This window comes from Nonomuraea sp. NPDC005650 (genome assembly GCF_040605375.1).
Classification (GTDB): domain Bacteria; phylum Actinomycetota; class Actinomycetes; order Streptosporangiales; family Streptosporangiaceae; genus Nonomuraea.
Map to the genome: position 1 here is coordinate 88,158 of NZ_JBEXCR010000042.1, position 23,633 is coordinate 111,790.

The 23,633-nt window shown below is 68.2% G+C and carries 17 protein-coding genes, 1 tRNA gene and 1 pseudogene; 16 read left to right on the plus strand and 3 right to left on the minus strand.

Annotated features, from left to right (window positions below; translation table 11 throughout):
• Window positions 1-150 precede the first annotated feature (150 nt).
• The 10 genes and pseudogenes from dnaA to ABZS69_RS50620 all read left to right on the plus strand — a co-directional run.
• Entirely contained in the window at window positions 151-1,728 is a 1,578-nt protein-coding gene (gene dnaA, locus ABZS69_RS50575; RefSeq protein ID WP_355387153.1) for a chromosomal replication initiator protein DnaA, read from the plus strand.
• Between the two features lie 523 nt (window positions 1,729-2,251).
• Window positions 2,252-3,391: a DNA polymerase III subunit beta gene (dnaN, locus tag ABZS69_RS50580; RefSeq protein WP_355387156.1), complete on the plus strand. Its 1,140-nt coding sequence runs from the start codon at window positions 2,252-2,254 to the stop codon at window positions 3,389-3,391.
• 46 nt (window positions 3,392-3,437) lie between these two features.
• Window positions 3,438-4,385, plus strand: a complete 948-nt coding sequence (gnd, locus tag ABZS69_RS50585) for a phosphogluconate dehydrogenase (NAD(+)-dependent, decarboxylating) (RefSeq protein ID WP_355387159.1) — start codon at window positions 3,438-3,440, stop codon at window positions 4,383-4,385.
• A 35-nt stretch (window positions 4,386-4,420) separates the two neighbouring features.
• On the plus strand, window positions 4,421-5,665 hold the full coding sequence (gene recF, locus ABZS69_RS50590) for a DNA replication/repair protein RecF (RefSeq protein ID WP_355387162.1): 1,245 nt from the start codon (window positions 4,421-4,423) through the stop codon (window positions 5,663-5,665).
• Window positions 5,655-6,155, plus strand: coding sequence for a DciA family protein (locus ABZS69_RS50595; protein WP_355387165.1), 501 nt, complete (start codon window positions 5,655-5,657; stop codon window positions 6,153-6,155). The genes recF and ABZS69_RS50595 overlap by 11 nt, the downstream gene beginning before the upstream one ends.
• Window positions 6,156-6,532: 377 nt before the next feature.
• Window positions 6,533-8,476 (plus strand): DNA topoisomerase (ATP-hydrolyzing) subunit B, encoded by a 1,944-nt coding sequence (gyrB, locus tag ABZS69_RS50600; protein ID WP_355387167.1) that lies wholly within the window; start codon window positions 6,533-6,535, stop codon window positions 8,474-8,476.
• A 21-nt stretch (window positions 8,477-8,497) separates the two neighbouring features.
• Window positions 8,498-10,996, plus strand: coding sequence for a DNA gyrase subunit A (gene gyrA / locus ABZS69_RS50605; protein WP_355387172.1), 2,499 nt, complete (start codon window positions 8,498-8,500; stop codon window positions 10,994-10,996).
• A gap of 3 nt (window positions 10,997-10,999) precedes the next feature.
• Complete coding sequence (locus ABZS69_RS50610) at window positions 11,000-11,770, plus strand: DUF3566 domain-containing protein (protein ID WP_355387175.1); 771 nt, start codon at window positions 11,000-11,002, stop codon at window positions 11,768-11,770.
• Window positions 11,771-11,897: 127 nt separating this feature from the next.
• A tRNA-Ile gene (locus ABZS69_RS50615) sits at window positions 11,898-11,971 on the plus strand.
• A 616-nt stretch (window positions 11,972-12,587) separates the two neighbouring features.
• Window positions 12,588-12,899 (plus strand): annotated as a pseudogene (locus tag ABZS69_RS50620) (nuclear transport factor 2 family protein); the annotation flags it as partial.
• A gap of 436 nt (window positions 12,900-13,335) precedes the next feature.
• Here the strand turns inward: ABZS69_RS50620 and ABZS69_RS50625 are convergent.
• Complete coding sequence (locus tag ABZS69_RS50625) at window positions 13,336-13,698, minus strand: hypothetical protein (RefSeq protein WP_355387178.1); 363 nt, start codon at window positions 13,696-13,698, stop codon at window positions 13,336-13,338.
• A gap of 450 nt (window positions 13,699-14,148) precedes the next feature.
• Between ABZS69_RS50625 and ABZS69_RS50630 the strand changes: the two genes are divergently transcribed.
• Entirely contained in the window at window positions 14,149-15,087 is a 939-nt protein-coding gene (locus tag ABZS69_RS50630) for a hypothetical protein (RefSeq protein ID WP_355387181.1), read from the plus strand.
• A gap of 241 nt (window positions 15,088-15,328) precedes the next feature.
• On the opposite strand, the gene ABZS69_RS50635 is transcribed toward ABZS69_RS50630, so the two are convergent.
• Window positions 15,329-16,168 carry an alpha/beta hydrolase gene (locus ABZS69_RS50635; protein WP_355387184.1) on the minus strand — a complete coding sequence of 280 codons (840 nt, stop codon included), beginning with the start codon at window positions 16,166-16,168 and terminating at the stop codon, window positions 15,329-15,331.
• A gap of 127 nt (window positions 16,169-16,295) precedes the next feature.
• On the opposite strand from ABZS69_RS50635, the gene ABZS69_RS50640 reads away from it, so the two are divergent.
• The 4 genes from ABZS69_RS50640 to ABZS69_RS50655 all read left to right on the plus strand — a co-directional run bounded on the left by ABZS69_RS50640 (window position 16,296) and on the right by ABZS69_RS50655 (window position 22,308).
• Window positions 16,296-19,043, plus strand: a complete 2,748-nt coding sequence (locus ABZS69_RS50640) for an AAA family ATPase (RefSeq protein ID WP_355387187.1) — start codon at window positions 16,296-16,298, stop codon at window positions 19,041-19,043.
• A gap of 82 nt (window positions 19,044-19,125) precedes the next feature.
• Entirely contained in the window at window positions 19,126-19,950 is an 825-nt protein-coding gene (locus tag ABZS69_RS50645) for an alpha/beta hydrolase (RefSeq protein WP_355387190.1), read from the plus strand.
• 19 nt (window positions 19,951-19,969) lie between these two features.
• Window positions 19,970-20,800: an alpha/beta hydrolase gene (locus ABZS69_RS50650; RefSeq protein ID WP_355387192.1), complete on the plus strand. Its 831-nt coding sequence runs from the start codon at window positions 19,970-19,972 to the stop codon at window positions 20,798-20,800.
• Between the two features lie 563 nt (window positions 20,801-21,363).
• Window positions 21,364-22,308 (plus strand): hypothetical protein, encoded by a 945-nt coding sequence (locus tag ABZS69_RS50655; protein WP_355387195.1) that lies wholly within the window; start codon window positions 21,364-21,366, stop codon window positions 22,306-22,308.
• Between the two features lie 24 nt (window positions 22,309-22,332).
• Here the strand turns inward: ABZS69_RS50655 and ABZS69_RS50660 are convergent, their stop codons facing one another.
• A complete protein-coding gene (locus tag ABZS69_RS50660) occupies window positions 22,333-22,755 on the minus strand; it encodes a CocE/NonD family hydrolase (protein ID WP_355387198.1) in 423 nt (140 codons plus the stop codon).
• Between the two features lie 157 nt (window positions 22,756-22,912).
• Here ABZS69_RS50660 and ABZS69_RS50665 point away from each other — a divergent pair, with 157 nt between their 5' ends.
• Window positions 22,913-23,383, plus strand: coding sequence for a MarR family transcriptional regulator (locus ABZS69_RS50665; RefSeq protein ID WP_355387201.1), 471 nt, complete (start codon window positions 22,913-22,915; stop codon window positions 23,381-23,383).
• Window positions 23,384-23,633: the final 250 nt, after the last annotated feature.

Sequence of the window (23,633 nt, forward strand, 5' to 3'; positions counted from 1 at the left end):
GTGCACAACCTGTGGATCTCCTGTGGAGGGCCTGGGTACGAAGCCCGGCCGCCACGTTGTGGACGAACGGGCCGCCGATCACCGCGGGCGGCCGCGCATGTGGATAAACGATCGCGGGGGGCCGCGAGAGGAAGGAGGGGGAGCCGCACCATGAACGGTGTCGACCTCGGCACGGTATGGGCGAGGGCCCTGAGCAACTTCCTCAACGAGAACGTGCCCATCCAGCAGCGTACGTGGCTCGCGATGGTGCGCCCGATCGCGCTGGCGAACGACACGATCGTGCTCGGCGTCCCCAACGACTTCCTCAAAGACCTCATCGAGGGCAAACTGCGCCCGCTCGTGGCGCACGCGCTGTCGCAGGAGCTCGGCCGGACCATGCGGCTGGCTGTGATGATCGACACAACGGCGCCCGAGCCGCCGTCCGTCGACCCTCATCAACAGCCTGTGACTCAGGGTTATCCCCAGAATGTGGAGAGTCAGCCGCGTTACCCACAGCCCGCGCCATCGCAGCACCAGCAGGCTTCCGAGCCTCCGCAGTTCTATTCTCCACAGCCTGAGCCGCCCCAGATATCCACCGAATATCCACAGCCAGGCTTCTCTTTTGAACAGGCGCCGTCGTACACACCGCCTGTGGAAAAGGAGCCGGAGCCGGCTCCGAACCGGTGGGAAGCGAAGAGCAACAAGCCCAGCGAACCGGCCAGGCTCAATCAGAAGTACACATTCGAGACATTCGTCATCGGGGCCAGCAACCGGTTCGCCCACGCGGCCGCCGTGGCTGTGGCCGAATCCCCCGCGAAGGCGTACAACCCGCTCTTCATCTACGGCGACTCGGGGCTGGGGAAGACGCACCTGCTGCACGCGATCGGGCACTATGCACAGAGCCTGTACGACGGCGCGCGGGTCAGGTACGTGAGCTCCGAGGAGTTCACCAACGACTTCATCAACAGCATCCGCGACCACAAGGCCGACGGCTTCCGCGGACGCTACCGGGCGATCGACATCCTGCTTGTGGACGACATCCAGTTCCTGGAGGGCAAGGAGCAGACCCAGGAGGAGTTCTTCCACACCTTCAACACGCTCCACAACGCCAACAAGCAGATCGTCATCTCCAGCGACCGCGCCCCCAAGCAGCTGACCACGCTGGAGGACCGGCTGCGCAACCGGTTCGAGTGGGGCCTGATCACCGACGTCCAGCCGCCCGAGCTGGAGACCCGGATCGCGATCCTCAGGAAGAAGGCGATCCAGGAGGGCCTGGCCGCGCCGCCCGAGGTGCTGGAGTACATCGCCAGCCGCATCTCCACCAACATCCGCGAGCTCGAGGGCGCCCTGATCAGGGTGACCGCGTTCGCCAGCCTCAACAGGCAGGGTGTGGATCTGCAGCTCGCCGAGGTGGTGCTCAAGGATCTGATCACCTCGGAGTCCGACACCGAGATCACCATCGCGGCGATCATGACCGAGACCGCCAACTACTTCGGCATCAGCATCGACGACCTGTGCGGCACCTCGCGCAGCCGCGCGCTCGTCAACGCCCGGCAGATCGCCATGTATCTGGCCCGCGAGCTGACCGAGCTGTCGCTGCCCAAGATCGGCCAGCAGTTCGGCCGCGACCACACCACGGTCATGCACGCCGAGCGGAAGATCCGCTCGCTCATCGCCGAGCGCCGGTCGATGTACAACCAGGTCAACGAGTTGACTTTGCGTATCAAGCGGACATCCCGCGGGGCCTGAACATCATGCACAGCCTGTGGAAAACACTGTGGATCTGCGGAAACGCCGAAACCCACCGGCTCTTCGCCACACAATGCCCGAAAAAATCCCCCACAGGGCCTGGGGACAAGGTTGGGGACACCCTGGGGAGAACCTGGGGACTACTCGTGGATAACGTGTGGACGGCCTGTGAACAGGCGATCTGGGACTCCAGCCGCGTCCCTTTTACCCCGTGGACAACTTGTGGAAACCTCGTGGATAACCGGTGGACGAAGGCACCAAGATCTGGGGACAGCCTGTGTGCACAGAGTCTTCATCCCCAGGCGCGCGAGTTCTCCCCAGGCGTCACCCACACCCCCAGTGGATGAAAACAGGGCTGCTGAGCAGCGAGAACGCTGGTTGTCCACAGTTTCCACAGCCCCTAGTGTGATGACCTCTTATCTCTCTAACAAAGAAACTCAAGACCCATAGAGGGGTTCTCCCGGAGCTCAGGTGCGGGAGAGTGAACACTTGAATCAACGACGAACCCAGGAGGCCGATCACCGTGATGTTCCGAATCGAGCGAGACGTTCTCGCTGAGGCGGTGGCATGGACGGCACGCAGCCTCCCGGCGCGCCCGTCGGTGCCAGTGCTCGCCGGCATGCGTCTGGAGGTCACCGAGGCGCAGCAGCTCAAGCTGTCCGGATTCGACTACGAGGTCTCCGCCGAGGTGACGCTCGAACTCCAGACCGGTGAGGCGGGCGTCGTGCTGGTCTCGGGCAAGCTGCTCGCCGAGATCACCCGCGCGCTTCCTGCACAGCCTGTGGACTTCGTGGTGGACGGCGCCAAGGCGGTCGTCACCTGCGGCAGCGCTCGATTCACATTGCTGACCATGCCTGTGGAGGACTACCCGTCCCTCCCGGCCATGCCGCCCGCGGCCGGCCGGGTGGGCAGCGACGTGTTCGCCGCCGCGGTCGGCCAGGTCGCCGTCGCCGCGGGCCGGGACGACACGCTGCCGATGCTCACCGGTGTGCGGATGGAGATCGAGGGCGACACCGTGACGCTCGCCGCGACCGACCGCTACCGCCTCGCCGTACGCGAGCTGAAGTGGCAGCCGGGCCAGCCCGACTTCGCCGCGATCGCCATGATCCCCGGCAAGACCCTCGCCGACACCGCCAAGGCGCTCGGCACGACCGGCGCGGAGGTGGAGATCGCGCTCAGCTCGGCCGGCGGCACCGGCGAGGGCATGATCGGCTTCTCCAGCGCCGGACGGCGGACCACCACGCGGCTGCTGGACCCCGAGTTCCCCAAGTACCGGTCGCTGCTGCCCACGGAGTTCTCCGCCCGCGCGGACTTGTCCACAGGGTCGTTCGTGGAGGCCGTCAAGCGCGTCGCCCTGGTCGCCGAGCGCAACACCCCGGTGCGGCTGGCGTTCAAGAGCGGCGAGGTCGTGCTGGAGGCGGGCAGCGGCGACGAGGCCCAGGCCGTCGAGGCACTGCCTGTGGATTACGAGGGCGAGGACATGAACATCGCCTTCAACCACCAGTTCCTCCTCGAAGGACTGGGGGCGATCGACTCCGACGTTGCGCGACTTCAGATGACCACGTCGACGAAGCCCGCTATCCTCACCGGTGGCAAGCCTGTGGAGGACGGAGCCACCACGGACTACCGTTATCTGATCATGCCCATCCGCCTGTCAGGCTGATCCTGTCATCGGGGATGATGGAAGTCTGACAAGGGGGTAGGACAACATGCAGATCGGCATGGTCGGACTGGGCAAAATGGGCGGCAACATGGCCGAACGCCTGCGCCGCGGAGGCCACGACGTGGTCGGGTACGACCGCGATCCCGCGGTCAGCGACGTGGGCAGCCTCAAGGAGCTGGTCGAGCGCCTGCGGCAGCCGCGGGCGGTCTGGGTCATGGTTCCGGCCGGCAAGCCCACCCAGTCGACGATCGACGATCTCCGCGAGCTGCTCGACCCCGGCGACATCGTCGTGGACGGCGGAAACTCCCACTATGTGGACGACCAGAAGCACGCCGCCGAGCTGGCCGAGAAGGGCATCGGCTTCGTCGACTGCGGCGTGAGCGGCGGCGTCTGGGGCCTCCAGAACGGCTACGCGCTCATGTGCGGCGGCGAGAAGGCCGATGTCGACCGGCTCATGCCGATCTTCGACACGCTCAAGCCCCAAGGCGGGGACGGCTTCGTGCACGCGGGCGACGTCGGCGCCGGGCACTTCGCGAAGATGGTCCACAACGGCATCGAATACGGCATGATGCAGGCGTTCGCGGAGGGCTGGGAGCTGCTCGAAGCCTCCGACGTCGTCAAGGACGTCAAGGGCTCGTTCGAGAGCTGGCGCACCGGCACCGTGATCCGCTCCTGGCTGCTCGACCTGATGGTGCGGGCGCTGGACGACGACGAGCACCTCGAGCAGCTCCGAGGTTATGCACAGGACTCCGGCGAGGGCCGGTGGACGGTGCAGGCGGCTGTGGACCACGCGGTGCCGCTGCCGGTCATCACCGCCGCGCTGTACGCCAGGTTCGCCTCGCGGCAGGACGACTCGCCCGCGATGAAGGTGGTCGCGGCGCTGCGCAACCAGTTCGGCGGCCACGCGACCACCTCCACGGAGGGCAGCACCGGCAAGGGGGCCGACGCCCCGGGCGCCGACGTGATCCCGCCGCGCGAGACCGAGCGTCGGTGACCACAGGCATCCCTGAGGCGCACTAACCTCGTGGGGTGCATGTCGCCCACCTCTCGCTGACCGATTTCAGGTCGTACGCGTCCGTGGAGCTCGGCCTGGAGCCGGGCGTCACGGCGTTCGTGGGGCCCAACGGCCAGGGCAAGACCAACCTGGTCGAGGCCCTCGGCTACGTCGCGACGCACTCCAGCCATCGGGTGTCGAGCGACGCGCCGCTGGTGCGCATGGGCGCCACGCGGGCGATCGTGCGCTGCGCCGTCCACAGGGATGACCGCCGGGCGCTGGTCGAGCTTGAGCTCAACCCGGGGCGGGCCAACCGCGCCAGGCTCAACCGCTCCCCCGTGTCCAGGGCCCGCGACGTCGTCGGCCTGCTGCGTACGGTGCTGTTCGCCCCCGAGGACCTGTCGCTGTCCAAGGGCGACCCGGCCGAGCGGCGCCGCTTCCTCGACGACCTGCTGGTGGCCAGGACGCCCAGGTTCGCCGGTGTCCGGGCCGACTACGACCGGGTGCTCAAGCAGCGCGGCGCGCTCCTGCGTACGGCCGCGCAGGCCCGCAGGGGCAGCAGGAGCGCCAGACGGGCCGAGAGTGACAGTGGGTTCTCCGCGGCCGGCGCTGGGGACGTGCTGAGCACTCTGGAGGTGTGGGACGCCCACCTCGCCAAGCACGGCGCGGAGCTGCTGGCGGCCCGGCTGGAGCTCGTCGAGGCGCTGCGCCCGCTGGTGGCCGGCTCCTACTCCGCGCTCGCCCCCGGGAGCGCCCCCGCGACGCTGGCCTACCGCAGCACGTTGTCCACAGGTGGGGATGACGATGAGGGTGTCCAGGACGACGAAGCCGCCGGTGAGCGGGGATCTTTTGATACACAGACGTTATCCACAGACTTGGGGAAAACCCTTGAACAACGGCTGCGCGAGCGGCTATTGGAGGTCCGCCCGGCGGAGCTCGAACGCGGCGTCACGCTCGTCGGCCCGCACCGCGACGACCTGATCCTCGGCCTGGGCGACCTGCCCGCCCGGGGCTACGCCAGCCATGGCGAGTCCTGGTCGTTCGCGCTGGCGCTGCGGCTGGCTGCGTACGACCTGCTGCGGGCCGACGGCGGCGACCCCGTGCTGATCCTCGACGACGTGTTCGCCGAGCTCGACAGCCAGCGCAGGCGGCGGCTGGCCGAGATCGTCGCGCCCGCCGAGCAGGTGCTCATCACCGCCGCCGTGCCGGACGACGTGCCCGCGGAGCTGGTGGGGGGCCGGTTCGACGTGGTGGAAGGGAGCGTGACCCGTGTCCGCTGACGACAATCCCGCGGCCAGGGGAGCCGCGATGGCCAGGGAGAAGCTCGCCCAGGCCAAGGCCGACGCCGCCAAGCGCGGCCAGCTCCCCCGGCGCGAGCCCAGGCGCAAGGCGGCGGGGCCGCGCAGGGAGGGCGGCGATCCACAGCTTTTCGGACGTGCCATCGCCGACCTCCTGGCCGATCGCGGCTGGGAGCGCTCGGCGGCGGTCGGCGGGGTGTTCGGGCGCTGGATCGACATCGTGGGCCCTGACCTGGCCGCACACACCAAGCCCGAGTCGTTCGAGGACGGCGAGGTGCTGATCGTGGCCGACTCCACGGCCTGGGCGACGCAGGTGCGGCTGCTCGCCCGCACCCTCGTACGCCGGCTCAACGAGGAGCTCGGCGACGGCACGGTCACAAAGGTAAAGGTCAGAGGCCCGCAGAATGCGCCGCGGCCGACAGGCGGGTTGCGGGTGACCGGAAGCCGGGGCCCGGGCGACACGTACGGATAGCCGCGTCCGGCGGCCGTCCGCGGCAGCTACGGACGGCCTCGGCCAGCGGCAGCGTTTTCGCCGCTGCGGTTAGCCCCCTGGGGCGATCAGAAAGCCACAGACGCGATAAGCCCCCTTTCCGAAGGGGGGATGCTTACCAGGGGGCAAAACGAGCTAGGGGCCATCACAGGCGCGTTCCATGCCACCTTCGGGCTCCGGACCCGGTAGACTGAAGACGGATTCCGGACACGTCCGCGTGCGTGTCACCCCGGCGGTAAGCCGACTCTCCTGGGTGACCGCGCATCGGGGCACTCACGACGGTGACGGGCACGGTAGGGGCAGCTTTCGCAGGTCGATGGCCTCCCCCGCCGCGTGTCCGCGGCAGGAGGATTTCGCAGTTGTCCTACGACGCTAGCTCTATCACCGTACTCGAGGGGCTTGAGGCGGTTCGCAAGCGCCCGGGTATGTATATCGGGTCGACCGGTGAGCGCGGCCTGCACCACCTCGTCTACGAGATTGTGGACAACGCGGTGGACGAGGCCCTCGCCGGCTACGCCACCAGGATCGACATCACGCTCATGGCCGACAACGGCGTACGCGTGGTCGACGACGGCCGCGGCATCCCCACGGGCATCCACCCTGTGGAAAAGCGCTCGGCCGTCGAGGTCGTGCTGACCACGCTCCATGCGGGCGGCAAGTTCGACAGCCAGTCCTACGCGGTCTCCGGCGGTCTGCACGGCGTCGGCTCGGCCGTCGTCAACGCGCTGTCCACAGCCATGGACGTCGAGGTCAAGCAGAACGGCCACTACTGGCGCCAGCGCTACGAGCACTCCAAGCCCGTCGCGCCCCTGGCCAAGGGCGAGGAGACCGGCGAGACCGGTACCACGATCGCGTTCTGGCCGGACGCCGAGATCTTCGAGACCACCGCCTGGAACTACGAGACGCTCTCGCGCCGCTTCCAGGAGATGGCCTTCCTCAACAAGGGCCTGACGATCACGCTCACCGACGAGCGCCCCGACCACGTCAACGGCGAGTCGCACACCGTCACCTACTGCTACGAGGGCGGTCTGGCCGACTTCGTCCAGCACCTCAACACCAAGAAGGAGCCGGCGCACGCGTCGATCATCTCCTTCGAGGAGGAGGGCGACGGCATCGCGGTCGAGATCGCCATGCAGTGGAACAACTCCTACTCCGAGTCGGTCTACACCTTCGCCAACACGATCAACACGGCCGAGGGCGGCACCCACGAGGAGGGCTTCCGCGCCGCGCTGACGACGATCGTCAACCGCTACGCGCGCGAGCAGAAGTTCCTCAAGGAGGGCAAGGACGACAACCTCTCCGGTGAGGACGTCCGCGAGGGCCTGACCGCGATCATCTCGGTCAAGCTGTCCGACCCGCAGTTCGAGGGCCAGACCAAGACCAAGCTGGGCAACACCGAGGCCAAGTCGTTCGTGCAGAAGGCCTGCAACGACCACCTGCGCGACTGGTTCGAGCGCAACCCCGGCGAGGCCAAGGACATCATCAACAAGTCGCTGCAGGCCTCGCGCGCCCGCATCGCCGCCCGCCAGGCCCGCGACCTGACCAGGCGCAAGTCGCTGCTCGAGTCGGGCAGCGGCCTGCCGGGCAAGCTGGCCGACTGCCAGTGGAACGACCCGGAGCGGTGCGAGCTGTTCATCGTCGAGGGTGACTCGGCGGGCGGCTCGGCCAAGGGCGGCCGCGACTCGCGCTTCCAGGCGATCCTGCCCATCCGCGGCAAGATCCTCAACGTCGAGAAGGCGCGGATCGACAAGGTCCTGAAGAACAACGAGGTCCAGGCGCTGATCACCGCGCTGGGCACCGGTGTGCACGACGAGTTCGACATCACCAAGCTGCGCTACCACAAGGTCATCCTCATGGCCGACGCCGACGTCGACGGCCAGCACATCAACACGCTGCTGCTGACGCTGCTGTTCCGGTTCATGAGGCCGCTGATCGAGGCCGGCCACGTCTACCTGTCGTGCCCGCCGCTGTACAAGATCAAGTGGGACCGCAAGGGCGAGGACGCCTCCTACGCGTACTCCGACGCCGAGCGCGACGCGGTCATCGCCGAGGGGATCGCGAACGGCAAGGCCGACCCGCGGCCGCGGGACAACGTCCAGCGCTTCAAGGGCCTCGGCGAGATGAACGCGGGCCAGCTCTGGGAGACCACGATGAACCCGGAGACCCGGCTGCTCCGCCTGGTCACGCTCGACGACGCGGCGCAGGCCGACGACCTGTTCAGCGTGCTTATGGGCGAGGACGTGGAGGCGCGGCGTGACTTCATCATCCGCAACGCGCGCGACGTCCGCTTCCTCGATGTTTAGCCAGAAAAAGGATCATCACCTGTGACGGACGTGAACACCACTCCCCCGGCTGAGCGCATCGAACCGGTGGACATCCAGTCCGAGATGCAGCGCAGTTACATGGACTACGCGATGTCGGTCATCGTGTCCAGGGCGCTGCCGGATGTCCGCGACGGTCTCAAGCCGGTCCACCGGCGAGTGCTCTACGCGATGTACGACGGTGGCTACCGTCCCGACCGCGGCTACTTCAAGTGCGCCCGCGTCGTCGGTGACGTGATGGGCACCTACCACCCCCACGGCGACACCTCGATCTACGACGCGCTGGTCCGCCTGGCGCAGCCGTGGTCGCTGCGATACCCGCTGGTCGACGGGCAGGGCAACTTCGGCTCGCCCGGCAACGACCCGGCGGCGGCGATGCGCTACACCGAGTGCAAGCTCGCGCCCATCGCCATGGAGATGCTGCGCGACATCGACAAGGACACCGTCGACTTCCGCCCCAACTACGACGGCAAGTCGCAGGAGCCCGACGTCCTGCCGGCGCGCTTCCCGCAGTTGCTGGTCAACGGCTCGGGCGGCATCGCCGTCGGCATGGCCACCAACATCCCGCCGCACAACCTGCGCGAGGTCTCCTCGGCGGTCAAGTGGGCCCTGGAAAACCCCGAGGCCAGTGACGAGGAGCTGCTCGAGGCCTCGATCAGGCTGGTCAAGGGGCCCGACTTCCCCACCAAGGCGCTGATCGTCGGGCGGCGGGGCATCGAGGACGCCTACCGCACCGGGCGCGGCTCCATCACCATGCGGGCCGTGGTCGAGGTCGAGGAGGACAAGGGCCGGCAGGCGCTCGTCGTCACGGAGCTGCCGTACCAGGTCAACCCCGACAACCTCGCGCTCAAGATCGCTGAGCTGGTGCGCGAGGGCAAGCTGACCGGCATCGCCGACGTACGCGACGAGAGCTCCTCGCGGGTCGGGCAGCGCCTGGTGATCGTGCTCAAGCGCGACGCGGTCGCCAAGGTCGTCCTCAACAACCTGTACAAGCACACCCAGCTCCAGGACACCTTCGGCGCCAACATGCTGGCCCTGGTCGACGGGGTGCCGCGCACGCTGCGGCTCGACCAGTTCATCCGGCACTACGTCGCGCACCAGATCGAGGTCATCGTCCGCCGGACGCGCTACCTCCTGCGCAAGGCCGAGGAGCGCGCCCACATCCTGCGCGGCCTGCTGAAGGCCCTTGAGCGGCTCGACGAGGTCATCGCCCTCATCCGGGCCTCGGAGTCCGCCTCGCACGCCCAGCAGGGCCTCATGGCGCTGCTGGAGATCGACGAGGTGCAGGCGCAGGCCATCCTCGACATGCAGCTGCGCAAGCTGGCCGCCCTGGAGCGGCAGGCCATCCAGGACGAGTACGACTCCCTGATGACGCAGATCGCCGAGTACAACGCGATCCTGGCCAGCGAGTCCCGCCAGCGGGAGATCATCAACGAGGAGCTCGCCGAGATCGTCGGCCGCTACGGCGACGACCGGCAGACCGAGATCATCGCCTACGACGGCGACATGTCGATCGAGGACCTCATCGCCGAGGACGAGATCGTCGTCACGATCACCCGGGGCGGCTACGCCAAGCGCACGCGTACCGACCTCTACCGGGCGCAGAAGCGCGGCGGCAAGGGTGTGCGCGGCGCCCAGCTGCGCCAGGACGACCTGGTCGACCACTTCTTCGTCACCACGACGCATCACTGGCTGCTGTTCTTCACGAACAAGGGCCGGGTCTACCGGGTCAAGGCGTACGAGCTGCCTGACGCCGGGCGCGACGCGCGTGGCATGCATCTCGCGAACCTTTTGGCGATGCAGCCCGACGAAACAGTTATGGAGGTTCTCGACCTACGCGACTATGACGTCGCGCCCTATCTCGTGCTCGCGACCCGCAGCGGGCTGGTGAAGAAGACCCGTCTGTCCGAGTACGACTCCCCCAGGTCCGGTGGCCTGATCGCGATCAACCTGCGGGACGACGACGAGGTCATCGGGGCCCGCCTGGTCTCCGAGAACGACGACCTGCTGCTGGTCTCCAAGGGTGCCCAGTCGATCAGGTTCACCGCTTCCGACGATGCGCTGCGTCCCATGGGGCGCGCGACCAGCGGTGTGATCGGCATGAGGTTCCTCGATGGTGACGAACTTCTCGCCATGAATCGGCTCGCCGACGGTCAAGATGTGCTTATCGCCACGGAGGGTGGGTACGCAAAACGGACGCCAGTGGAGCAGTATCCAGTTCAAGGACGTGGCGGTAGGGGCGTGCTTACTGCGAAAATCGTGTCTTCCCGTGGCAAGCTGGTCGGTGCCGTCATGGTCAACCCAGAGGACGAGGTCTTCGCGATCACGTTCGCCGGCGGGGTGATCCGGACGAGTGCCGGTGAGATCAAGCAGTCCGGCCGCCAGACCATGGGAGTGCGATTGATGAATCTCGCTGAAGGCGACAGCGTGGTGGCCCTCGCCCGGAACGCTGAGTCGATGGAGACTTCGGTGGAGACTGAGGAAGACGGGGGAGGAGAGTAGTTCATGAGCGCCCAGGGTGGCACCGCCAGGACGAAGGCGGCTTCGGGTAACGGACAACAGCCGAAGAAGCCCACCGAAACCGAGATCTTCGGCGCGGTCGACGACGGCAAGGACACGTCGCCCGCGCAGGGCAAGCCAGGCCCGCCCAAGGAGGAGTCGCGGTCGACGGCCCCCGCGCCGTCACCCATGCCCACGCCTGCCCCGGGCCCCGGCCTTGGCTCCGGCCCTGGTCCTGGCGGCCCTGGTGGCCCTGGCCCGGGTTCCGGTCCTGGACCGCAGCAGGCGCCTCCGGAGGGCAACGACACGGTCCGCGTCCGTCCGTCGCTCGCCACCGAGGCCCCGCCCGCCCTCGAACTGCCCAAGAAGAAGTCGTCCAACTCCTCGGGGTCCCGGCTCCCCCGCAAGGCCCACCTGGTCCTGCGCCGCGTCGAGCCGTGGTCGGCCATGAAGTTCAGCTTCGTGGTGTCCCTGGTCTGCTTCGTGGTGCTGTTCGTGGCGGTGGCCGTCCTGTACGGCGTGCTGTCGGCCCTGGGCGTGTTCGACTCGCTGGTCGACCTGGTCAACCAGCTCGGCCAGGGTGAGCAGGGGCAGAGCTCCATCCCGATCAACATCGCCTCCTGGTTCGAGCCGGTGCGGATCCTCGGCTACACGGCGCTGATCGGCGCTGTGAACGTCGTACTGATCACGGCCCTCTCCACGTTGGGGGCGGTCATCTACAACATCGCCTCTGACCTGGTCGGGGGCGTCGAGGTGACGTTCAGCGAGGCCGAGTAGACGTGGCGCTCGCGCCGTTCCCGTGGGCGGGGACGGCGCGAGCAGCACGCTGGAGGCGGTAAGCTTTTCCTCGTCCGAACAACCGGTTCGCCTCCGTCCTGCGGATGCGATAACGTTCGGTGTGCGCGGGGCTATAGCTCAGACGGTTAGAGCGCTTCCCTGATAAGGAAGAGGTCCCAGGTTCAAGTCCTGGTAGCCCCACAGAGTTTCACCAGCTCAGAGGCTAGATCCCGTGATCGCGGATCTGGCCTCTTGATCGTTTGACCGTCATTTGACCGTCGCGCCGAACCTCGTGACCGCACGGTGCCGTGTTCAAGTAGATTCTCGGGGCCATCCGAGGGATCTTGAGTGGCGTCCCGTAGAGGGAGCCGCTGAGGGGCATGAAGGCATGCTCCGTGGTTCTGGCAGTTGGCCTGCTGAGAGGCTCCAGCCCAACCGAGAGTCGCCTGCCGCCGGTGCCCCACGCGAACACGCCCTCCAGGTCGAGAACCGGGGCTTTCTCTGCAAGACCAGCGCGGCTGGCCCCGTGGACTGCGCTTCCATGCCTCGGCTTCGCGGGAGGCGGCTCCCAACCGGCAGGTATCTCGTAGAGCTACATGCTTCATCGTCGAGCGCGGGTTAGCCACGAAGCCGCACGATCAGTTCCGTCGTTCCCCGGTCTGGCAAGTTCTCGGCAGCAAGCCAGCGGTCGGGTTGACCTAAGTCCGCGGTCGTATCCTTGACTCCTTCCCATTCCTTGCCTTCACTCTTCTATGAGCGACGAAGACTTGGCTGACGGCGCGGCCCCCAAAGCAGGGTTCAGCACGGCGAGAGCACCGGTGTCAAGGAGATGCGCGAACAGCTCAGCGGCTTCCTCGCCAACTGCGGACCGACCATCCACCTCACCGGAAGCGTTCTCGTCAACGTCGACGGAGACACGGCAAGCACGGACACGTACTGCCTGGCACGCCACCAGGGGGCCGGGGAACGCAGCCACCTGTACTTCGACGTCACCGGTTCGTGGATCGACACGTGGGAGCGCCGCGCCGACGGCTGGCGCATCGTCCGGCGCGAAATCGCCGCGAACGTCATGCAGGGCGACCCGGCCGCACTCGGCTCCGACGCCATGCCCGAGGAGCTCTTCGAGTAGGCGATGCGGACGTGGAGGAAGCCCGCTGCAGGCCCGCCGATGCCTCAGCCCGACGCTGCCCTCATCGTGGCCAAGAAGGTGAACTCCACGTCGGCGTGCGGTCACCAGAACTGACCCCAGCGCACGGTCGGGGCCCTCCGTGATGGAGGGCCACTACTCCGCCTTTGGCGGCGGACAACAGGCAAGACCAAACCCCGTCCACAACTTCAGCTCGGCTAGATGCCGAACATCGGCAAGCTCGACGAGCCGAAGTCCCTGGCCTGGCAGCGCGGTGGCCAGCAGCACCACGCTCAGGCTGCCGCGGCACTGCCCGGGCACGGCGGCGCCGCACTGCCCGCGCGTCCCGGGCCACCGCACACAAGGCCGGAGACAGCCGGCCCCGACGAGCCGGCCGGGCCTGGCCGGAGAAGGACAGCCATGACACGCACCTTTGTGATCAGCGGCTCGGCATCGGGCATCGGAGCGGCCACAGCTGCAGCAGGCCGCCGTCGAAGGCCAGATGGAACACCGCGCCCAGGCGTACGGCCGCGAAGTCGGGGTCGACCGAGGCGGGCGTGAGGGCATCCGGACGTAGCGCGGCCTCCAGCAGGTAGGATAGAACGGCGTAGGTGTGGCCCAGCAGGAAGAAGTCCAGGGAGACCTTGCCGCTCTGACCGGAGAGAATCTTGGACAGCTGCGGATCGTCCTCGCCGAGCTCCCGCAGCTCCGCTACCTGTTCGCTGATCGCCGCGCTGAAGGCCGCGTCGGCGGCTGCGCGTGCGTAGATCTCGTGCCCGAACTGGTCATACAGCGTTCGCACCGCGAACGTCTCCAGCGGCCCGTGCGAAGTCTCCTGCCCGGACCCTTCACCGCCTTGCCACCACTTCTGTAACCAAGATCCCACTTTGCCCATCCCAGCATGATGCGCGCACCGTACGGAGTATGACAAGCACAGGCTGTAAAGGGTGCCGGTCAAGGCCCCTGTCAACGCTGGTCCGACCGACAAGAGATCTGAGAACGTTTGGCGCCGTAAAGGCCATGATCGACGGCATTTCCGCAGCTCAACTGCACATGGAATGGCCGTGAACTTCACTTTTCGTGCCATATCGTCGACCGCTGTCCAAAGGGCTACATGCTGCTGACTGCCGGGCAGATCGATGACCCAAGAGCAATTCCTACTTTGGGGCTGGGGACACGTTCGGGAGCGGAGGGCCGAGCTCGGTGACCGCCTGGGTGGAACATCTGGGGTTGTTTGTTCGTCATCCGAAGCGTGACGAGCTCTTCAGATCTCGACGAGCGGCTGCGCGCGGCGGCCGCCCGCACGCACCGGGCCGACCACCTGCGGCGCCAGCATGCGGCCACCGCGGAGCAGATCCAGCAGGCCCACCACACCCTGACCTGCCTGGAGAAGGACCTGTCCAAAGAGGAGGCCGACGTCACCCGCCTGGAAGGCGGACTGACCGCTTTCCTGGCCCGCCTGGTGAACCAGCGCGAGGAGTTGCTGGACCGCGAGCGTGCCGAGGCCGCCGCCGCCAGGCAGCGTCTCGACGGCCACCGGGCCCGGCTGGCCCAAATCGAGGCGGACGCGCGGGCGATCGAGGCCGAGTTGGCCGGGCTCGTGACGGCCTCGGAGGAGTACGAGAAGCTGCTGGCCGAGAAGGAGCGGTACCTCCTCGCCCGCGGTGATGCCCGCGCCAGTGAGCTGACGGACCTCGGTGCCGCCCTCGACCGCGTCTCGGCGGAGCTGCGCGAACACACGGAGGCGTACCAGGCCGGGCAGGCCGCACTCCACGCGCTGGCCCAGGTGCTCGGCTACCTCGGCTCGGCCAAGGGCGCCTCCACCTGGGACCTCTTAGGCGGCGGTCTGATCGCCGACGCCATCGAGCACAACCGGCTGCGCTCCGCCGACGAGGCCGCCTGGCACGCCCAGCGGGCCCTGGACGTCTTCTCTCGCGAACTCGCCGACGTCGGTGTCTCCGCGCATGCCCGCCTGCCCAAGGTGGACACGCGGTGGTTCGTCGACACGGTCTTCGACAACATCATCACCGATGTGATGAAGCATCAGCGCATTGAGAACACCCGTGCCGAGGTCGAGCGGACGGCCCGATGGATCCAGGACGTGGGGACGCACCTGCGGCACCGTGACGCCGAGCTGTCCAAAGAACGAGCGCGACTGCTGGCCAGGCGGGAGGATCTGCTGCGCGGTTGAGGCGTCCGAGCGGCGCTCGCGAACTACGACCAGATGATCAAGTACGCGCAGCCCGCGAAGCCCATGGCTACCAGCGCCACCTCGTCCTGCGGTGATGTAGGCCGGCGGTGAGGAACTCCCTTTTCCCCACAAGCAACTCGAACCCCCGGATGTGAGTCAGACCAGCACTGGAGCGTTCTCCGAGATGCCTTCCGACCAACGAGCTGTCCGGCACCGTGAGGGCGCCGGACAGCGCTGCTACCTAGCGGGCGGCCTGCAGGATGAGTTTGGTCACCACCCCGGGGTGGCTCTGCATCGCGACGTGCGAGCTGTCGATCTCGACGGTGGTGGCCTTGGCTCGCTTGGCCATGGCGCGTTCGGCTTGGGGCGGGATGATTCTGTCCTGCCGGGAGATGAGATACCAGCTCGGCACCGTCTTCCAGGCCGGCGGGCCGGACGGCGTGAGGAGCGCGGCAAGGGCACCTGGACGCTGGGAAGCGGCCATGACGCCGGTCACGCTCAGCGGCAGGTCCTGGGCGAACAGGCGGTGGAAGTGGGCGGGGTCGATGTAGGCGTCACCGTCGCCCTCGGCGGCGCCGGGATAAGGACGCACGATGAGGTGGTCGGTGACCTCGGTGTGGCCACCGCCCAGGGTGTTGGCGGCGGCCACGCTCTCGCCCTCGTCGAGAGCGTAGGCCGCCACGTACACCAGGGCCTTGACGTTCGGGTTGCCGGTGGCGCCGTTGCTGATGACCGCCCCGCCGTACGAATGACCGACCAGTACGACCGGGCCGTCGATGCTGGTCAGGAACTGGCGCAGGTATTCGCCATCCGCCCGGGGGCCGCGCAGGGGGTTGGCGAAGGCGAGCACCTTGTAGCCGGCGGCGAGCAGCCGGGCGGCGACGGGGTTCCAGCCGCTGGAGTCGGCGAAGGCGCCGTGGACGAGGATGATCGTCGGTTTGGTGGTACGGCCGGCGGAGCCGACCGGCTGTGCCGCGGCGGCCGGGCCGACCAGGCCCAGCAGGCCGAGGACGACCGCGATCACCGAGGCGGTGATCATCCGGAGCGGCCGGCGCCCGCGATGAGAGGTCGGGGATGTCATGAGCCCTCCTGTCGAGGAGTGGATGGAACCCGCCCATCGTCAGCCGGTGACCAGCGGTGGGGGACCACGTGAAGTTCGTGGTCCCCCACCGTGGAATCGCTTTCCCGCGTGGCCTACCGTCGTCGTCATGACCCAAGGGGGTGCGCTGCTCGGGCGCAACGAGGAGCGGCGGCGCCTGCAGCTACTGCTCAGCCAGGCACGCAACGGCCGGGGCGGCTCGTTGCTGATCACCGGCGAGCCGGGTATCGGCAAGACCACGTTGCTCGGCGAGGCCGCTGGCGCGGCCGGCATGTCGCTGCTGCGGCTGGACGGCGTGGAGGCGGAGATGACGCTCCCGTTCGCCGCGATCCAGCGGCTCATCATCCCGCTGGGCAGCTACGAGCCGGTTCTGTCCGAGCGGCAGCGGCAGGCGATCGAGGTGGCCTCGGGCATGGCGGAAGGGCCGCCGCCCGATCGGTTCCTGGTGGGCATGGGTGTGCTCGCTCTGCTCGCCGCGGCCGCCGCCACGACGCCCGTGGTCTGTGCTGTGGACGATGCGCACCTGCTGGATCCCGAGAGCCTGGACGTCATGGCGTTCGCGGCCCGGCGGCTGGCCGTCGAGCCGGTCGCGCTGCTGTTCGCAGCCCGGGACGACGATGGTCTCGCTGCGCGGATGGGCGGCATCCCCGAGCTGACGCTGACCGGGCTCGGCCAGGAACCCGCGACGGCTCTGCTGCGACGCTCGCTCAACGCGCCGATCGACCCCGTTTCCGCGGCCGCGATCGCCCGTGCCACCGGCGGGAACCCGCTGGCGCTTATTGACCTGGCCGAGGACCTGTCGGCGCAGGAACTCGGCGGACTTGGGCTCGGCGCCGACCCGATCCCGGTGGGCCGCCATCTCGAAGAGCACTACGTCCGGCAGGTGCGGCAGTCCGACGCCCAGGTCCAGCAATGGGTCCTGCTGGCTGCCACGGACACCACGGGCAACCTCGATCTCGTCACCGCCGCCGCCGAAACGATGGCGCTCGGCAAGGACGTCGTGGACCGGGCCGAGTCCGCACACCTGGTCACGTTGCGGGAAATGATCCGTTTCCGGCATCCGCTGGTGCGCTCCGCCATCTACAACGCCGCGTCCGGAGCCGGACGCAGGCAGGCACACCGAGCACTGGCCGCCGCCGCCGACCGGCTCGGCATGGTCGAACTGGAGGCGTGGCACGCGGCCAAGGCCACCCTCGGCACCGACGCGCAGGTCGCCGACCGGCTGGAGCACACAGCCGATCTGGCCGCGCGCCGGGGTGGTCTCGCCTCCCGGGCGAGCATTCTGGCGCGTGCCGCCGAACTGACCCCACCCGGACCGGCCAAGGACTCGCGGCTGATCGGCGCCGCGGAGGCCTCGCTCGCCGTCGGCGCGGTCCAGGTGTCCCGCGAGCTGCTGGACAGGATCGACCTGTCCGCCTCCGGACGGGTCGACCGGGGCCGGATGATGGTCGTGCGGTGCGGGATCGGCCAGTTCAGCGCCGACCCCGCCGTGCTGACGCATGCGACCTCCGACCTCATGCGCGCCGCCGACGACTTCCACGGCGTCGACTCCGAGCGCGAACAGCGGGCGCTGTTGCAGGCCTTCGAGTGCTACATGGCCGCCGAGCGGCTGATGCAGGGGGTCTCCAGGCAAGCACTGGGCCGGCGTCTTGAGGCCGCACCTACACGGGGCGAAAGGCTGGGCGAGGGGCTGGACGCGAGCATCCTGGCCGGGATCGGTGCGCTCATGCTGCAGCCGTACGAGCAGGCGGTTCCGCTCGCGCGGGCGGCGTTCAGCGCGATCCTGGAGCTGCCGGACCACGTGATGGTGCACATGGGCTCGGCGATCGCGGCGCTGGGCACCTACCTGTGGGATGACGCGGGTCGGCGGGCTGTGCTCGCGCGGGCGGTCGAGGCGGCCCGCGAGGCGGGCGCGCTGCAGGCGCTCGACGTTTTGATGTGGACCATCTCGCTGGCCGAGCTGACCGGTGGGACGGTCCGGCGTGCCGAGGAGGCCATGGCGCAGGTTCGTGAGGTACGGCTGGCGATGGGCTACGACGCGGAGAACGTGATCAATGCCGCGTTGATGGCATGGACCGGCTCGCCCCGGCATGTCGTCATGGCCATCGCGGATGGGGCGAACGCCGTCGGTTTCGGCGGGGTCGGCTCTTCCGCGGTCGCGGCCGTCGCGCTCCGAGACCTCGCCGAAGGCCATTACCGGGATGCCTACGACCGGCTCAAGCCGCTGATCGACGACCCGTGGCTGCAGGTGACGCCCACCCAGTATCCCGACTTCGTCGAAGCCGCCGTCCGGAGCGGGCACGCACACGAGGGGCACCCGTACGTCGACCTGCTTGACGAACTCGCCGGGGCCAACGGATCGGCGTGGTGCCGCGGGGTGACTCATCGCACGCGGGCTCTGATCAGCGAGGACACGAGCGCGGAGACGCACTTTCAGGAGGCGGTCCGAGCACTCGGGCGAACCTGCGCGGAGATCGATCTGGCTCGCGCCCACCTGTTGTACGGCGAGTGGCTACGGCGGATGCGGCGGCGCCGGGAGGCGAGCGAGCAGTTGCAGGTCGCGATCCAGCTGTTCGAACGCGCCGGCGCCGAGATGTTCCTGGCCCGTGCGCGGGCCGAGCTCGAAGCCACCGGGGCCAAGCCGGTCACCCGCAGCAGCACCAGGACACCCGAGCTGACCAGCCAGGAGCAAGCCATCGCGCGGCTGGCTGCGGCCGGGCACACCAATCCGGAGATCGCGGCCAGCCTCTTCATCAGCGCCAACACCGTCGACTATCACCTTCGCAAGGTCTTCATGAAACTCGGCGTCTCCTCCCGACGCCAGCTGACAGACAAGCTTCAAGCCCGCGACCGCTGAGGGACTACGTGAATCGCGTGGTCCGCTCCGGCCCGCGTGGGAGCCACTCTCGATCCGTCCGATCGAGCCGAAGGAGGCTTCCATGCCCTATATCACCACCGACGACGGCGCCCGGATCTTCTACAGGGACTGGGGAACCGGCGGATCGCCGGTCCTGCTCAGCCATGGCTGGCCGCTCAACTCCGACGCCTGGGAAGCGACCGCGCTCTTCCTGGCCGAGCACGGGCACCGTGCCATCGCGCACGACCGGCGCGGGCACGGCCGCTCCTCGCAGACCTGGCACGGCAACGAGATGGACACCTACGCCGACGACCTGGCCTGCCTGATCAACCACCTCGACTTGCGGGAGCTCACCCTGGTCGGGCATTCCACCGGCGGTGGGGAGATCGTCCACTACATGGGCCGGCACAGCACCGCCCGCGTCTCGAAGGCCGTCCTGGTATCGGCCGTGCCGCCGCTGATGGTACGGACCGACGACAACCCCGACGGCATGCCACTCGAGACCTTCGACGCGATCCGCGCGGGGGAGGCGGCCAACCGCTCCCAGCTCTACCGCGACCTGGCCGACGGCCCGTTCTTCGGCCATAACCGCCGGCAGGACGTACCCCAGGGATTCCGGGACGCCTTCTGGCTGCAGAGCATGGCGTGCGGGCACCGGGCCGCCTACGAGTGCATCGCGGCGTTCTCGGCCACCGACTTCCGTCCGGACCTGGCCAAGATCGACGTGCCCACGTTGGTCGTTCACGGGGACGACGACCAGATCGTGCCCTTTGAGGTGGGCGGTAGGCGATCGGCCGACATGGTCGAGGGCGCCGTGCTGAAGGTCTACGAGGGCAGCGGGCACGCCCTGCCCGACACCGATCGCGACCGCCTGCACGCCGACCTGCTCGCCTTCATCGACGCCTGACCGGGAGACGGAGCCGACCGTGAACGACACCTTCCGCCCCGACACCGTGGTCCTGGTACACGGCCTGTGGGTCACCCCGCGCAGTTGGGAGCACTGGGTCCGGTACTACGAGGCCAAGGGCCTGACCGTCCTGGCGCCCGCCTACCCCGGCTTCGACATCGAAGTCGAGGCGCTGCGCGAGAGCCCGGAGGTCATCGCCGGGCTGACCGTCCCGGAGACCGTCGACCACCTGGCGCGCGTTATCGAGGCCGTACCCACCCCGCCGATCATCATCGGTCACTCCTTCGGCGGCACCCTCACCCAGCTCCTCCTGGCCCGAGGGCTGGGCTCGGCCGGGGTGGTCATCGACTCCGCCCCGACCGAGGGCGTCCGGGTCAACCCGCTCTCCCAGGCCAAATCCCTGTTCCCGGCCCTGAAGAACCCCGCCAACCGGCACAAGGCTGTCGGCTTCACGCCCGAGGAGTTTCACTACGCCTTCACCAACACCCTCACCGAAGAGGAATCGCGCAACGTGTGGGAGCGGTATGCCATCGCCGCCCCTGGCTACTGGGTGTGGGAGTACGGGCTGTTCGCCAACTTCAAGCCCGGCCACCAGGACACCTGGGTGGACTACTCCGCCGACCGCGCGCCGCTGCTGTTCATCGGCGGGGAAGAGGACCACATCATGCCGCCGTCGGTGAACAAGTCGAACGCCAGGCATTACCACAAGTCACCCGCACTCACCGACTACTACGAGTTCGCCGGCCGCGACCACTGGACGTGCGGCGCGCCCGGCTGGGAAGCCGTGGCGGATCACGCCCTGGCCTGGGCTCTGAAACACGCAGGACCATCCTCCCGTGCGAGCCTGTAAGGAACTCTCGATCGATGAAGCCGAAGGTGGCCCGCCCATGACAATCCTCACGTGCGTGGGCGGGCCCACCGTCCCGGTGGAACTCGACGGCTGGCACATCCTCACCGATCCCGCCTTCGCCCCGGCGGGGCGGCGCTGCGGGTTCGTGTGACTGCGGCAGCGACGCCGTCCTCGGCTACGACGCGACACCCCAGCGACTGGAGGCAGTCGGCCAGCGCCTGGTCGGTGGCTGCCTCTTTGATAACGGTGGTCAGCTCCTGGAGGGCCAGGTGGCGCGGCGGCTGCGATGGTTGCGCGACGCTAGCGGCGTGCATACGGGCCGCCCAGAACAGTTGGTTGGCGACGAACGGGCACACCGCTTCCTGACCAGTGCCATTGGCGCGCCTGTTGATCCGTCGGGTCTGACGGCGTCCGCGGCGTCGTTGACGGTGATCTGTGCACTACTGGTGGCTCGTCATGAACTCGTTAGAGGCCGCATGGTCAATCCGGTTGCATGCTGCTACCGTCGAGGGCGGAGCGCCGGGAAGTCTGGTCGGCATCGTCACCATGAAAGGGACGTTGTCGTGTTCATTCTGGTAGCGCTCAGTCTGGCTGGGCTGGCCCTCCTTGCCGTCAGCGCCGATCAACTCGTGCTGGGATCCGGCCGGTTAGCCGAACAGCTGGGCATCTCTCCCATAATCGTGGGCATCGTGATCATCGGCTTCGGAACCAGCGCTCCCGAACTGGTTGTGGCTGGTACCGCAGGCGCGCAGGGCCAGGCAGGGCTGGCTGTGGCCGGCCTTGTCGGGTCCAATGTGATCAACCTGACGCTGGTGCTGGGAGTGGGCGGGCTCACGGCGGCACTGGCGGTGCGTTCGTCGATCCTTCGGCGCGAGGCGCCGTTGTCAGTGGCGGCTGTAACGGTGTTCGCGATCGCGCTGCTGTACGGCCTGGGCCCGTTGCCGGGCCTGGGTCTCGCCTTGGCGCTGATCGGATCGTTCGTCCTGCTGGTGCGGTTCGCCCGTGCGATACCGGCCGACCCGATCGCTGCCGAGACGTCCGGCTATCTTGCCGAGCCGCTGGCACGCCACCGCCTGCCGGCTGAGGCGGTCAGGACCGTATTCGGGCTGGGCGGAACCCTGGCCGGAGCTCAACTGCTCGTCGCGGGCGCGTCCGAGCTGGCCTCGCGGGCCGGCGTCTCGGCAGAGGTGATCGGTTTCACACTGGTCGCCCTGGGCACGTCGTTGCCGGAACTGGTGACAACGGTGCAGGCGCAGCGGCGCGGCGAGGGCGACCTGCTCATCGGCAATCTGCTGGGCAGCAATCTGATCAATAGCCTGGCGGGCGGGGCGATCATCGCCTTCACTGCGCCTGGTGCGGTGATCACCATCCCTGTGGTTGTTGTCGCTGCCATGGTCGGCGTCAGCCTGGTCACCTGGGCGCTGCTGGCGCGTGGCAAGCGTTTGAGCCGGTCTGAGGCGTTACTGCTGCTCGGACTCTACGCCTGCCTCATTCCTCTGATCACGTAGGTCGCTACCAGAATCGGCGGGAAGCTACCGGTTCTGCCGTCCCGGATCTTCCGGGCGAGTTGGACCGTACCCACGGGACAACAGAGAAGTGGCCTCGTTGAGGCGCCGCTGGCGCTGGGCACGAAGCCAGGTGAGCGTGCCGTCGGCATCGGCGGGGTCGATGGTGAAGCCGTCGAAGCGCCCCTCTGCTCCGGCAGTACCGCGCAGGCTCTGGTAGAGCACCTGGTAGCCGCGTTCGGCCAGCAGCGCGGGCATGCGGTCCAGGGCGTTGCCCCGGCCGTACGGGCTGCGCAGCAGGACCAGCGGTGGCCGCTCGACATCGGCGGGGAAGTGGCGGTCGGCCAGCAGGCGCACGCCGTCAGCGGCCGGGATCACCAGGTCGCGCTCAACGCGTACCGGATGCCGGTTCTCGGGACGGACGTCGAACAAGCGGCTGAGAAGGGTCATCGGGATCGCCTTTCGGGGTCGGCACTGTTGCTCGCCGACCAGGCTTCCCGGCACTCCATCGCGCTCCTTGTGGAGGTTGATAGCCGCAATATAGCGAAGTTTCGGAAATTTCTGAAGCCATATCTAATGCCGCTATCCTGATCTGCGGGGGTGTCGGGTGAACGACCAGAACGAGCGGTGGCAGGCGGCGGAACGCCTGGCGCTGGCACTTACCGCGGGCGGCCTGCAACGCATGTCCGCGCGCACGCTGGCGATGTTCCTGTTCACCGACGCCGAGACGGTCACCATGGGTGACATCGCCGAGCGGCTCGGCGCCAGCGCGGGCTCGGTCTCCGGCGCGGTCAAGGCGCTGCTGTCGGTCGGCCTGATCGAACGCCTGCCCGCCCCCGGCAGCCGCCGCGAGCACTACCGGTTGCGCGACGACGTCTGGGCGACCCTGTTCACCGGCCAGAACACGATCATCGAGACCATGCTCCAAGCGGCCAGGAACGGGATGGACGCCACCGCCGCCGATGATCCGGCCCATCACCGCCTGGTCCAGATGCACGACTTCTACCACTTTCTGCTCGGCGAAATCCCCGCCTTGCTACAGCGCTGGAATCAGGAACAGCGCCACACCGACCACTGAGGGCGCGGCAAATCAGCCGCCTGACGCGTACGACGAGCGCCGGACCCACTCATGTCGCTGCCCACGTCGCACAAGGTGTCCTGAGGCGGGATAAGGGCGGCAGGCACAGCCGCGATCAGGGATCCGGCATCGGCATCAGTCCGGGCAGCGACCGGGTCCCGCACGGCCGCGCCGATCGAGGTAGGCTGCCCCCAGGTGAGCCGGGAAGCCTGGTCGGCACGTCCATCCCATCGAGCAAGGATGTGCGCAT

Bases quoted from the DNA above. Each gene is read 5' to 3' on its own strand.
- dnaA (WP_355387153.1), top strand. From the start codon at position 151: ATGAACGGTGTCGACCTCGGCACGGTATGGGCGAGGGCCCTGAGCAAC.
- gnd (WP_355387159.1), top strand. From the start codon at position 3,438: ATGCAGATCGGCATGGTCGGACTGGGCAAAATGGGCGGCAACATGGCC.
- ABZS69_RS50610 (WP_355387175.1), top strand. From the start codon at position 11,000: ATGAGCGCCCAGGGTGGCACCGCCAGGACGAAGGCGGCTTCGGGTAAC.
- ABZS69_RS50635 (WP_355387184.1), bottom strand. From the start codon at position 16,168: ATGACATCCCCGACCTCTCATCGCGGGCGCCGGCCGCTCCGGATGATC.
- ABZS69_RS50640 (WP_355387187.1), top strand. From the start codon at position 16,296: ATGACCCAAGGGGGTGCGCTGCTCGGGCGCAACGAGGAGCGGCGGCGC.
- ABZS69_RS50645 (WP_355387190.1), top strand. From the start codon at position 19,126: ATGCCCTATATCACCACCGACGACGGCGCCCGGATCTTCTACAGGGAC.
- ABZS69_RS50660 (WP_355387198.1), bottom strand. From the start codon at position 22,755: ATGACCCTTCTCAGCCGCTTGTTCGACGTCCGTCCCGAGAACCGGCAT.